Genomic DNA, 11,934 nt, shown 5'->3' with positions numbered 1-11,934 from the left:
AGAAGAAATTGAAAAGGAAATGAAAAAGTATGAATATATAACAGAGAAAAAAGAAAGAGAAGGATTACCAAAATTAGATTTTGGTGAAAAAGGAGAAAAAGTAAATACAAGAATTGCACCAAATCCTGGAGGAATTTTACATTTAGGTCATGCAAAACAAATTATTTTATGTGATGAATATGCTAAAACATACAATGGAAAATTTTATATTAGATTAGAAGATACAGACCCAAAAACAAAAAAACCACTTCTAGAAGCATATGAAAAGATCCCTCAAGACATCAAATGGTTGGGATGTAAAATAGAACAGACTATAAAACAAAGTGAAAGACTAGAAATTTATTATGATTATGCAGAACAATTAATTAAAATGGATAAAGCTTATGTTTGCATATGTCCACATGAAGAAATGAAAAAAAATAGAGAAAAAGGAATTGCTTGTACATGTAGAAAAAGAACAATTGAAGACAATTTAAAAGAATGGGAAAAAATGAAAACAAGCTATAAAGAGGGAGAAGCAGTTTTAAGAATAAAAACTGATATAAAACACCCTAATTCTTCAATAAGAGATTGGCCTGCATTTAGAATAATAGATGAAGAACACCCATTAACTAAAAATAAATACAGAGTATGGCCGTTATATAATTTTTCTTGCGCAATTGATGATCATTTAATGGGTATTACTTTAGTAATACGAGGTAAAGAACATGAATTAAATGGGATAAAACAAAAATATATTTATCAATACTTCAATTGGAAAGAACCACATTTTAAAGAATCTGGAATTTTAAAATTATCTGATAAATTTGCACATAAATCTGATATTAGAAATGCAATAATAAAAGGAGAAATCTCTGGATGGGACGATATTCAATTACCTACATTAGGTGCTCTAAAAAGAAGAGGAATCCAACCAGAAGCAATTAGAGAATATATGATACAAATAGGATTAAAACCAACAGATTCAAATCTAGATTGGAATATCCTATATAAAATAAATACAAAATACATAAAAGACAATGCAACTCATTTAAATTTTATAAAAAATCCACAAGAACTTGAAATTGAAGAGGAAAAATATTTTATTGAAAAAGAAGATTTTGATAAATATAAAGAAAAAGAAATTAGAATGAAAAATTTAATGAATATAAGATTAGATAAAAAAGTGAATAAATTAGAAGATAAAAAATCAATTGATATTCCAACTATTATTTGGATATATAAAAATAACTCCATTAATGCAGCTTTATTAACTTCAGAAGGAAAAAAATTTGAAGGAAAAATAGAAAAAAGCGCAACTGAATTAAAGTCAGAAGAGATAGTTTATTTTGATAAATTAGGTTTTGCAAAATTAGATAATAAAGAAAAAATGGAATTTATTTTAAGTTATTAAAAACCTAGTTTCCACTAATCTTTTTTTAAAAAGAAAAAATGCGTAAGAATGAAAGAGGTAGTTTTTTTGAGACACCTACTTGGATATGAAACGGCTTTAGTAATAGTGGACTGAACACCTCGTGTGAACTCAGTGCTTACATCCCTATCCTATCAAAGTTATCTATTATAACCGCCTACTCCACCTAGTCTTGAGATAGACTTCGAGCTTAGATGCTTTCAGCTCTTATCCTATAATGCGTAGCTACCCAGCAATGCTTTGGCACAACTGGTACACCAGAGGCATCGACCCAAGGTTCCTTTCGTACTTTTTGGACCTTCCTCTCAAGTGGAAACGCTCCCAGTAGATACTACCGTACTGTCTCGCGACGTACTTTAGGCCGTAGCCACAGAAATTAATTCTGTACGAATCGAGTAAATTTAGAAGAATTAGATGAACCTATTTTCATAAAAAAATCATTCCAATGTTCTTTTTTAATATATAATGAATAAAACTTTTTTCCAGATTTTAATTTGCGAACTGATATTGTATTTGTACAATTAATATTAAATTTCTTTAACATTGTCTTTAAATCTTTTAAAGATTGAAAATTTAATTGACAAAATCCAAGATGTTTACCGCAAATGCCATCTGCATCAAAATAACCTTTAATATAATACTTTTGAATTTCTTTAGAACTTTTCAATATAATGTTTGGTGTTGACCATTCTTCTTTTTTACCAATTGGAACTTCAAAAACAATTTTAAAAAATTCACAAATTGGTTTATTGCTAATTATTACTTTTGGTGTGTTTTTATCTCTAATAATAATTTTAGGTTTATTACTAGGATTAAAAACTTGAACAATTAATTCAGAAATAAAATTAAGCCATTTAATATTTTTTTGTATATAACTTAATTCATATTTACCACAAGAATTAATGTTCCCATCTCTAAGCGCACCTACAAGATATGCTAATTTTGGATTTAAATGTGAAGGTAATAAAGCATTTGCTGCATTCCCTCCATGTCCAAATTTAACTTTATTAGTAATTAATAAATTATTTAATACATTAGAATCAACAATCTCTTTAATAAAAGAAATTGGTGGACTTCTTTTTCCAGTTAAATAATGATAACTACTAACCCCTTGTATTTTTTTTATGCCTTTTGTAATAATTTCACTTTTAGAAAGAATAACCCTCATATCATTAGGAAATTCAAATTCATTAAAGTTTATTTTTATTTTTGGTTCTTCTCCTATTTCTTCCATATTTATTTTTTATAAGGAAAATATATAAATTTACCCGACTCGCGTAGACTACGTGAACCCAGCTCATGTAGGCTTTTGATGGATGAACAACCCAACCCTTGGAAGCGAATGCACCTCCAGGATAGCCTAAGCCGACAGCGATGTTTTAGTTAAGTGACATATTGCTATGACTCACTTAAATACCAAACCGCGAGGTCGATGGGTACTCTCGCCCGCGACAAGTCGGTTACCCCCGGGGTAGCTTGTCTGACAGCTTGGGCCCTCATCAATAGGATTCCAAGGTTCGTTAAGCCCGACTTTCGTCTCTGCGTTCGATTTTGTTAGGAACGCAGTCAGTCCAACATTTGTCTTTGTCCCTTTACGAAGGATTTCTGACCCTTCTAAGTTGAACATTGGGCACCCTTGTTACATTTTCGAGGGTGTACCGCTTGCTGGTCTAAGGGGTTAGTATAAAAATTAAGCCGGAAATATACTCTTTGCATACATTTAAAAACAAAAAATAAATAATTTTATTATGAACAAAAATAAAGCACTTTTAATTGGAATGCTTCTTTCAGATGGTTCAATTTACTTTGACAAAAGTAAAAAAACTTATTGTATTCAATTTACAAATAAAATTTCAGGAATGTTAATTTTATTTTCTAAACTTATGAAAAAGATATATCTATTAGAAAATTCAAAATTAAATAAATGTTCAAATGCAATATCAATAAGATATTTTTCAAAAAAAGTTGCATTAAATTTATTTGAATATTGTAAAAGTTTTACAACAAAAAATAATTCAATTACTCCAATTATTCCAAAAGAAATAATTGAAAATAAAAATTGTTTATGCTCTTTTTTAAGTGCATTTTGCTCTTGTGATGGTTGTGTTTATTCAACAAAATCGCATTTTTGTGTCATTGAAATTGCTTGTTTAAATGATTCTTTAAAAAATCAATTAGTTAATTGCTTCAATAAATTAGATATTATCTGTAGAAAAACAAAGAAAGGTATAATTATTTCAAAAAAATCTGAAATAATTAAATTTGCTTCTCTTATTAATTTTCTACCTCAAAGTTTAGTTTGTCATTCTAATTCTAAATATTTCGGAATGCAAAAAAAATCCTTGCTTAATTTCTATATTAGTCTAGCCCATTAAACTCCCAGCCGAACTACCCATCTGCTGCTGTCTCTTATTAAGATTAGACATACGCAGACTATTGAGTGGTGTTACATTATTGCCTATTTACTAGCCGAAACCAGCAACATAACGGCTCCCACTTACACTCTGCAACAATCCACATATACCAACAACAAACTGTAGTAAAGCTCCACGGGGTCTTCTTTTCCCACTAGGAGTCCCCGGCATATTCACCGCGTAGTGAGTTCACCAGGCCCAAAGCAGGGACAGTGGGAGAGTCGTTACGCCATTCATGCTTTGGCAGAAAGAGTTCCATAAAACAATAATAATTCCTCTAATTTCCCTGTTTTATATGGATGTTTAAATGGTAATATATCAAAAAACTTTTTAATATTTCTTCTATGAGTAAATACAAGTTCTGTAGAATTATACATTTTAAAATTTATTGAAAATTTAAAAAGAACTTTTTGTATAAATTGTAATGGTTCATTATATTTATCAAAATGTTTACATGTTATAGAACAATAACAATGCATTGATTTTGTAATTCCTAATTTAAATTTTTCAACATCTCTACAACCTCCTTCTGCATCATAAAAACCTGCAATATAATGTTTCTGTAGTTCTAATGAACTATCTTTAACAATTTTTGGAGTTTTCCAAAAAACTTGTTTACCTGGAACATAATATTTTGAAAGTTCTTTATATATGTCAGAAGAATAAACTTTTAATCTATAACAAAATTGTTTACTTTTATTACTTTTGAATTTATAGATTTTACATTTGGATTTAGATATATTGAAAGTATTTGAAACAATATTTGAAACTATTTCAAGCCATTCTCTATTTATATCTGATGCAAAGGTAATCTCTTTTTTAACTTTACATTTTGGTAAAGAACCATCTCGTAAAGCACCCAAAAGATAAAACAATTCTGCACTCATATTTAGTTTTTCCATTATAACATTTATAAAACTAGGGAAAGAGTACATTTCCGCCTGTTTAAATTAAAAATAAGGAACTCTCTCTTAAGCCACCAATTAAGCGGCGAGGTATTACGTCAGAATTATATCATAAAAATTATAAATTATATAACTTAAAAAGAAGTTTAAATCTTTTATCTTTCATTGGATGAAAAGTTCCAATTTTTTCATAAAATTTTTTTGTTTCTGTACCAGTTATTGGCAGATCAAAATCAAACGTATTTTTGTTTCTTTTAGGACCTGTTATATTGCCACAATTTATATCTAATATTTTTAAAAAAGATATAAGATCCAATAAAGAATTAGGAATTTGATTTTTATGATTACATTGATGAAATCTAATTCTTAACCGTGGTTTGGTTGAATATTTTCCAGAAAGATATTCTTCTACATGTGGAACTTCTCCTTCTGCATCAAAGAATCCACAAACATACCATTTTTTCAACTTTGTGGTATTTAAAACAAATCCAGGTGTTTTCCAATCTTCAAGATTATGGTCTAAAAAGTTCTTTAATTTAAAATAAAATTCCTTTGAATAAATCACAATTCTTGGAGTATTGTTGTCCTGCTTGATCCGTATTTTTTGTTTACGGATCTTAAAGGATTCAATAAATATTGGAATAATTATTTTGTTTAACCAATTGATATACTTTTGACTTATGGTTATTTCATAATGTCCCATATATGGTTTTGGTAAACTGCCATCTCTCATAGCACCTGCAAAATACATTGTTTGTGGATTTATAGGAATATCTTTGAAATATCCAATGACTGGTTCAAAAGGAATAATACTTTTCATAAATATCTTTTATACTTTTTAATTTAAAAAGATATTTAAAGAGTAGAATTCCGGATTGTTATAGATATAATTCTGTTTACGCTACCTTAAGAGCCTCAGAGTTAGGCCCGCTCTTTACTGGAGCTTTGCTCAGTTGAACCCGAGTTTAACTTACCAGCAGTGAGCAGACGTCAGCCACTATACTAGTCCTTACGGATTTGCAGTGACCTGTGTTTTTGATAAACAGTCGCTCCCCCCTTGTTACTGAGACCTGCCGTTCCGTTAAAAACAGCAGGCATGCCTTATACCAAAGGTACGACACTAACTTGCCGACTTCCCTTGCTTCGGTTACCCTGACACGCCTTGGCTTTTTCCGCCAGCAGCACCTATCAGCAGCATTTCTTAGTGCAGGTTCTTGCGAGCCTGCGAGTAAAGAAAGTGCCTGTACTGGTTCTAGGTACGATCACATGGAATTGGATATATTCTCTTTTCATGGACCCCAGGGCTTAACCACGATTTCTCCATTCGAAATTTTAGGCTACTTCTCCTCATAACAAGTCTCGATAGCCTTACATTTCTTAGTCTGGATCTCTCCAGTGTGGCCTACCCCAAAGCGTCAAGAATATAACTAGCGTTACCGCATCTATCCACATGGCACAGGAATATTAACCTGTTTCCCTTTCATTTGAAGGTGATTAGCCTCAAATTTAGGATCGGCTTACCCTTGTCTGACAATCGTTGACAAGGAACCCGAGTGCTATTCGGCGCCCAGGATTCTTACCTGGGTATGCTGTTACTAACACCAAGATATTCATAACTAATCAGTCCGCAAGACTTCTCAGCCTTGTTTCTACCTAATCAGTTCGCCTTCCTACCGGATTACATAGGATTACTATGTACCCTAAGGTATCGGTACCTGGCTATAGCCCCGGACATTTTAAAAAGCTGCCCTCTCGGTCGGTCCGCTATTACGCGTTGGTTAAACGATGGCTGCTTCTAAGCCTACGTTCCGACTGTTTTTGAGAGGAACTTTCTTTAGATTAACACTTAGCCAGAATTTAAGGACCTTAACCCTAGTCCTGGTCATTCCCATAATGGCCAATCGGCTTACCCGACTGAACCCCACTCCTGTCTTCTACAGTGAAACCGGATTCGGAGTTTGACAAAAAGGTGAAGGATTTCTCCCCCATGACTCTTAATCAGTGCTCTACCCCGGCATCAACCTCAGACAGGGCTGTGCTAAGACACACTTCGGAAGGAACCCGCTATCGCGAGGCTCGACTGGACTTTCACCCCTATACATGGATCACCCGAGAAGGATAGACTATCACCGGTTGAAGGCCTCCACCGTCCGTCAAGACGACTTCACCTTGCCCACGCATAGATCGCACTCGCTTCGGGTCTTATAATAGTGACTGATCCCACTTTCACAGGATATCTCTCACTGCACAAGGCAGCTACAGATTATTGGTTTCCCTTCGACTCTCGTCTTGCCACTACCATAAACTCCTTGGCCCTTGCTTCGAGAAGGACGATGCAACACTGGTAGCTTTTCCTTCGCTTTTGACATTACTGACAATTGCTTCAGGAAAGATCATTCCTTTCATGCTGCACCAAAATGTAACCTTACAGTTTCAGGTTCTTTTAACTCCCTTTTCAGGGTCCTTTTCAGCTTTTGCTCACGCTACTACTTCGCTATCGGTCTCAAGTTATGTTTAGAGTTAGGAGTTGATCCTCCCATATTCACACCTACGTTTCTGCAGACGCTACTCTTCACTTCCCTTCCTTTTGCTTTAATTTACGGGGCTATCACCCTCTTTGGCTGTGCTTTTCCAACACATTCAGCTCCACAAAAGGATAGTTGGATTCCCACATCTCTATTACATTACTGCAATAGATTCAGGACGCTCTAACTGGCTTTCAATCGCCTTTACTAACCAGATCGCTATTGCTTTCTCTTCCTTCGGCTACTAAGATGTTTCAATTCGCCGAGTATAAGGAGAATCTCAGGATCAAAGAATGCCTGCTTCTACCCTGAGCTTTTCGCAGCTTGCCACGCTCCCTCTACTTGAGCCAAGCCATCCACTGTAAGGTATATAATAACATACCCAAGTTGGTATACTCACTAAAAAACTACCTCTTCATACGCATGATCGCAGTAAACTTCCGAATAAATCCGGAAGCGCGAATATAAGGCTCCATACAATCGTTTGGATACCAAAAGTCATCACGCCAACCAATGCTGACGCTCAATTTTAGAAATTTATGCATCGCAACGCTTCTTTTGAGCGCGCTGATGTCCCTTTCGGGAAAAATAAGTAACTATTTATTGAGTGTATCTCTTTTTAAAGGTTTCGTTCAAACCTCTGAAAAACAATTTAAAATTATCTTGGTTCTTGTCTTTTAATTTCTTTTATCTCATCAAAATGTTTATCATATGAACAAATGATTTTAATATTATTAATTTTCATCGTTGCTGCATGAACTGCATCAGTTGGATCTAACCCTTGTTTTATAAAAATTGGAACTATTGAAGATACCTCTTTTGTTAAATTTAATATTTCTAAATTTGGAATTTCATTTAATTTTTTCCATGTTTTTTCAGCTAATTTTAAATCATAATTTTTCATTGAATAAATAGCAAAAACTGTTTCATCTATAACTGCAATTGAAGTTACTGCTTTTTGTTCACCAGAAACTATTCTTTTTATAAATTTTCTTGAATCCTGACCTTGTTTCCTTGAATCAATTAAAGAATAAATAAATACATTTGAATCTATAAACATTTTACTTACCTCTAATATCTTTTTGTAAATACTTTTTTCTATATTTTTTTTCGTTTTTAAAATAATCATCTAATTTACTTGCACCTATATTTAATTCGATTTTTAATTCATCCCATTCTTCCATAAATTGATCTGTTTTATTTTCTGTATTTTCCAAAATAACTTTTTCATCTTCAATTTTAAAATTTAATTTTGTTCCTTTTTTCCAACCTAATAACTCTCTAATATATTTTGGGATAACTATTTGTCCTCTATCATAAATTTCATGGACCATACTCATTTACTTCACCTTTTTAATCAGATTCTAATATTATTATATTCATATTTTAATATGAAAATATTTATAAATATTTCATACTAAATTTCTTCATGTCACATTTATCTTTTGAAACAAAAAAGCGCCTTAAAAAAGAATTGGATAATATCTTTTTAGAATTGCAGGACGGAGAAATAATTGTTGAAGGTAAAAAAGATAAAATTGCACTTAATAAAATAGGATTAATAAAAGTTAATACACTACAAGGTGATTATAAGCGTATAGTTGAAAAATTAAAAGAAAAAAATGTTCAAAAAGTTTTTATTTTAACTGATTTTGACAGGCGCGGTGATGAATTGGCTGAAAAATTAAAAGGTGAATTAACAGCGCAGGCAATTGATTTTGATTTAGAAAAAAGAAAGCGCTTAGGCGCTATTTTAAATATTAAATTCTGGGAAGAAGCAGATACAAAATTAGAACAATTTTTAGAAAAAATTGATGCAATATAAATTTAAAAATACTTGAGATTCAAACAAAAGTATTATAAACTAAAAAACACTAATAATAACATAAGGTGAATAAATGATTAATTATAAATTTGAAAATTGGAAAACTTTTATTAGAAAACAAGATGAAAAACATAATTTTCCAAATAGAATCGTAGATTCAACTGTTATTGAAAATGCAAATCTTTTTGGGATAGCATCTAAATTTGAAAAGCTTAAAATTGCAGTATTAATTGATGAAAAAATGTATTCAATTGAAGAATTAGAAGAACTTCTAAAAAAAGCAAAAAAAGAAAATTGCAGGATTTATATAAATTTTGGAAATGAATTTTCACAGACTACTTTACCTATTGGCTTTTATTTAATAAAACCAATAGATGATTTTGAAATAGGTTATAGCGCAGAGGAAATAAAAGAAATACTTGAAGAAAGAAATGAATTTTTTGAAAATTCACAATAAAAAATATAATTAAAAAAGAAAATTAAATTTAAGATTAATTTAATCTTTTAAAGCCTCATCTATTTTTGGCTTATTAAATCCAACAATCCATTTTCCATCAATTTTTATTTGTGGAACTCCTTGCTGTCCAGTTGCGCGGATCATTTCCATTGCTGCTTTTTCATCTTCACCAACATTTATCTCTTTAAACTTAATGCCTTTTTGTTTTAAATAACTTTTTAACATTACACAATAAGGACATGCATTTGTTGAATATACAATTATATTTTTTTCTGCCATTTAACTCACCTCTAATTTTTTGGTTCTATTAAAACCGATTTTATTTTTTCTTTTTTACTTGCAACATATAATTTTTTATCGCAAGTTAATAATCCTGTGGAATATTTTTTTGCTAGATATATATATGCTGCATCATAAAATGTTAATTTATTTTTTATTGCAATTTCTAAAATATATTGGGTATCTAATGGATAAATCCTTATAACTCTTTCCCAATTTTCAAGAATATTACAAATATTTTCAAGATCTTTTTTACAAAACTCCGTTTTCTTTTTTAATAAAGTGCAATATTTCCATAATATATTACCTACTTCATAAAATGTTAAGTCTAATATGAAATTCTCAGTATTTAAATCTTTTGTTTTTATTAGTTCATAAAATGCACTTGAATCATATATATACATACTCTTACCTCTGCTCTCTTGTTTTTCTAATTTCTTTAATTATCTCTTTTGTGGACAATTTTTTAGCAGAAGGTGAAGCCTTTTCCAACATTTGTTTAAATCTTTCTTGTTTTTCTTTTTCAAGTTTTTCAATTAAAGCTGCTCTTACTGTTTCAGAAATATTTATATCTAATTCTTTGCATTCTTCTAAAATTGCGCTATTAACTCTTGCAGTTAGTATTACATCTTTCATATTACATATTTTGTATATACATATTTATAAATTTAACTATTTCATCCATTTATTATAAAGAACATCAAAAGCATTTTCATTAATTGACGCGCGGATTTGTTTCATTAAATTTAAAATAAAATATAAATTGTGATAAGTTGCAATGCGCTTTGCTGAGTATTCATCTACATCAAATAAATGATGTAAATAAGCGCGCGAATACATTTTACACATTTTACAATCGCAATTAGGGTCTAAAGGTATATTATCATCTTCATACTTTGCATTTGTTACTCTATATCTAAATTTATTTTCTCTACTTCCTTTCTCCCCCTCTTCTTTATTTTTATTTGTTTTTCCACTATCTGGTGAAATATAAATATAACCCGTTCTTGCAATCATTTGAGGTCCAACACAATCAAATAAATCTATTCCTCTTTTAACGCCTTCAAAAATATCTTCAATAGTTCCTATACCTAATAAATGTCTTGGTTTATTTTCATCTAAAAAAGGATAAATCCATTCTAAAACTTCATTCATTTGCTGTCTTCCAAATGAACCTCCAATTCCTATTGCATCACAATTCTCATTTACAAATTTAGCGCTTTCTTCTCTTAAATCTTTATATTTTCCTCCTTGTATAATCCCAAATAATAATTGATCACTTTCTAATTTTTTATGTTCTTGTAAGCATTTTATTAACCATCTATGTGTTCTTTCCATACTTTTTTTTGTATATTCATAATCTGCTGATGGAGGAGAACATTCATCAAAAGCAAAAATCATATCTGCACCTAAATCTTTTTGTATTTGAATAGATTTTTCAGGAGTAAAAAAATGTTTATCTCCATTATAAATAGATTGAAATTCAACTCCTTCTTCATTTACTTTTGCCATAACATTTCTTATTTGTTTTGAATCTTCTTTTTCTTTAGTTGTATATTCAAATTTTGAAGCACCTAATTCAGCGCCTAAACCTAATGAGAAGGCTTGAAATCCTCCAGAATCTGTCATTATTGGTTTTTTCCAATTCATAAAACCATGTAAACCATTAAACTCACTTATTAATTTTGATCCTGGTTTTAGATATAAATGATACGTATTACACATTAAGATTTGAGAACCCATTTCTAATAAATCTTCGTTAGTCATTGTTTTTACAGTTGCTCTTGTTGCTACTGGCGCAAAAGCAGGGGTCTCTATTTTTTCGTGTTTTAAACTAAGTATGCCTGTTCTAGCTTTTTCTTGTTTATTTAAAATTTCAAATTCATCCATAAATAAAACCTAATTATTTCTTAAGAATTTTTTTAACTTTTCTTAATATTTCTTCTGCAAATTGAATTGCTGGAAAAGAATCTTTTTCTGTTATTTCAGTATCTAAACCATAAGATATTGCATGCCTTAGTTTTCTATAAACTTCAAAAGTTTGTAAAATATCTTCTCCTATTTCCTTATGTTTGTATTTTAAATATTCACAAACTGCATAATGACTTCTTTCTGATA

Annotated in this window: 11 protein-coding genes and 1 rRNA gene; 3 read left to right on the top strand and 9 right to left on the bottom strand. The window is 30.6% G+C overall.

Going from position 1 to position 11,934, the window contains the following annotated elements; all coding sequences use genetic code 11:
- A partial coding sequence (gene gltX / locus WC356_06365) for a glutamate--tRNA ligase (GenBank protein MFA5382767.1) occupies positions 1-1,393 on the top strand: 1,393 nt, incomplete at its 5' end.
- A 394-nt stretch (positions 1,394-1,787) separates the two neighbouring features.
- On the opposite strand, the gene WC356_06360 is transcribed toward gltX, so the two are convergent.
- The 4 genes from WC356_06360 to WC356_06345 all read right to left on the bottom strand — a co-directional run bounded on the left by WC356_06360 (position 1,788) and on the right by WC356_06345 (position 8,595).
- Complete coding sequence (locus WC356_06360) at positions 1,788-2,645, bottom strand: LAGLIDADG family homing endonuclease (protein MFA5382766.1); 858 nt, start codon at positions 2,643-2,645, stop codon at positions 1,788-1,790.
- Positions 2,646-2,662: 17 nt separating this feature from the next.
- A 23S ribosomal RNA gene (locus WC356_06355) occupies positions 2,663-7,640 on the bottom strand.
- 273 nt (positions 7,641-7,913) lie between these two features.
- Positions 7,914-8,315, bottom strand: a complete 402-nt coding sequence (locus WC356_06350; GenBank protein ID MFA5382765.1) for a type II toxin-antitoxin system VapC family toxin — start codon at positions 8,313-8,315, stop codon at positions 7,914-7,916.
- A gap of 1 nt (position 8,316) precedes the next feature.
- The gene (locus WC356_06345; protein ID MFA5382764.1) at positions 8,317-8,595 is read right to left on the bottom strand and encodes an AbrB/MazE/SpoVT family DNA-binding domain-containing protein; all 279 of its coding nucleotides are present in this window, start codon (positions 8,593-8,595) and stop codon (positions 8,317-8,319) included.
- Between the two features lie 89 nt (positions 8,596-8,684).
- Between WC356_06345 and WC356_06340 the strand changes: the two genes are divergently transcribed.
- Positions 8,685-9,080 carry a toprim domain-containing protein gene (locus tag WC356_06340; GenBank protein MFA5382763.1) on the top strand — a complete coding sequence of 132 codons (396 nt, stop codon included), beginning with the start codon at positions 8,685-8,687 and terminating at the stop codon, positions 9,078-9,080.
- A 73-nt stretch (positions 9,081-9,153) separates the two neighbouring features.
- The gene (locus tag WC356_06335) at positions 9,154-9,537 is read left to right on the top strand and encodes a hypothetical protein (protein MFA5382762.1); all 384 of its coding nucleotides are present in this window, start codon (positions 9,154-9,156) and stop codon (positions 9,535-9,537) included.
- Between the two features lie 39 nt (positions 9,538-9,576).
- Here WC356_06335 and WC356_06330 read toward each other — a convergent pair whose 3' ends face one another.
- The 5 genes from WC356_06330 to WC356_06310 all read right to left on the bottom strand — a co-directional run.
- A complete protein-coding gene (locus tag WC356_06330) occupies positions 9,577-9,816 on the bottom strand; it encodes a glutaredoxin family protein (GenBank protein ID MFA5382761.1) in 240 nt (79 codons plus the stop codon).
- A gap of 11 nt (positions 9,817-9,827) precedes the next feature.
- Positions 9,828-10,220 (bottom strand): type II toxin-antitoxin system VapC family toxin, encoded by a 393-nt coding sequence (locus WC356_06325; protein ID MFA5382760.1) that lies wholly within the window; start codon positions 10,218-10,220, stop codon positions 9,828-9,830.
- Positions 10,221-10,224: 4 nt separating this feature from the next.
- Entirely contained in the window at positions 10,225-10,452 is a 228-nt protein-coding gene (locus tag WC356_06320) for a type II toxin-antitoxin system CcdA family antitoxin (protein ID MFA5382759.1), read from the bottom strand.
- 36 nt (positions 10,453-10,488) lie between these two features.
- Positions 10,489-11,706 (bottom strand): tRNA guanosine(34) transglycosylase Tgt, encoded by a 1,218-nt coding sequence (gene tgt / locus WC356_06315; GenBank protein ID MFA5382758.1) that lies wholly within the window; start codon positions 11,704-11,706, stop codon positions 10,489-10,491.
- Positions 11,707-11,719: 13 nt separating this feature from the next.
- The coding region (locus WC356_06310) for a hypothetical protein (GenBank protein ID MFA5382757.1) at positions 11,720-11,934 on the bottom strand (215 nt) is incomplete at its 5' end.

It is taken from the genome of Candidatus Micrarchaeia archaeon (assembly GCA_041653315.1).
Taxonomy (GTDB): Archaea; Micrarchaeota; Micrarchaeia; order Anstonellales; family JAHKLY01; genus JAHKLY01.
This window is presented reverse-complemented; position numbering and strand designations above follow the sequence as displayed.

Excerpts from the sequence above, each read along its gene's own strand:
- WC356_06360 (MFA5382766.1), bottom strand. The coding sequence starts at position 2,645 with ATGGAAGAAATAGGAGAAGAACCAAAAATAAAAATAAACTTTAATGAA.
- WC356_06350 (MFA5382765.1), bottom strand. The coding sequence starts at position 8,315 with ATGTTTATAGATTCAAATGTATTTATTTATTCTTTAATTGATTCAAGG.
- WC356_06345 (MFA5382764.1), bottom strand. The coding sequence starts at position 8,595 with ATGAGTATGGTCCATGAAATTTATGATAGAGGACAAATAGTTATCCCA.
- WC356_06340 (MFA5382763.1), top strand. The coding sequence starts at position 8,685 with ATGTCACATTTATCTTTTGAAACAAAAAAGCGCCTTAAAAAAGAATTG.
- WC356_06335 (MFA5382762.1), top strand. The coding sequence starts at position 9,154 with ATGATTAATTATAAATTTGAAAATTGGAAAACTTTTATTAGAAAACAA.
- WC356_06330 (MFA5382761.1), bottom strand. The coding sequence starts at position 9,816 with ATGGCAGAAAAAAATATAATTGTATATTCAACAAATGCATGTCCTTAT.
- WC356_06325 (MFA5382760.1), bottom strand. The coding sequence starts at position 10,220 with ATGTATATATATGATTCAAGTGCATTTTATGAACTAATAAAAACAAAA.
- WC356_06320 (MFA5382759.1), bottom strand. The coding sequence starts at position 10,452 with ATGAAAGATGTAATACTAACTGCAAGAGTTAATAGCGCAATTTTAGAA.
- tgt (MFA5382758.1), bottom strand. The coding sequence starts at position 11,706 with ATGGATGAATTTGAAATTTTAAATAAACAAGAAAAAGCTAGAACAGGC.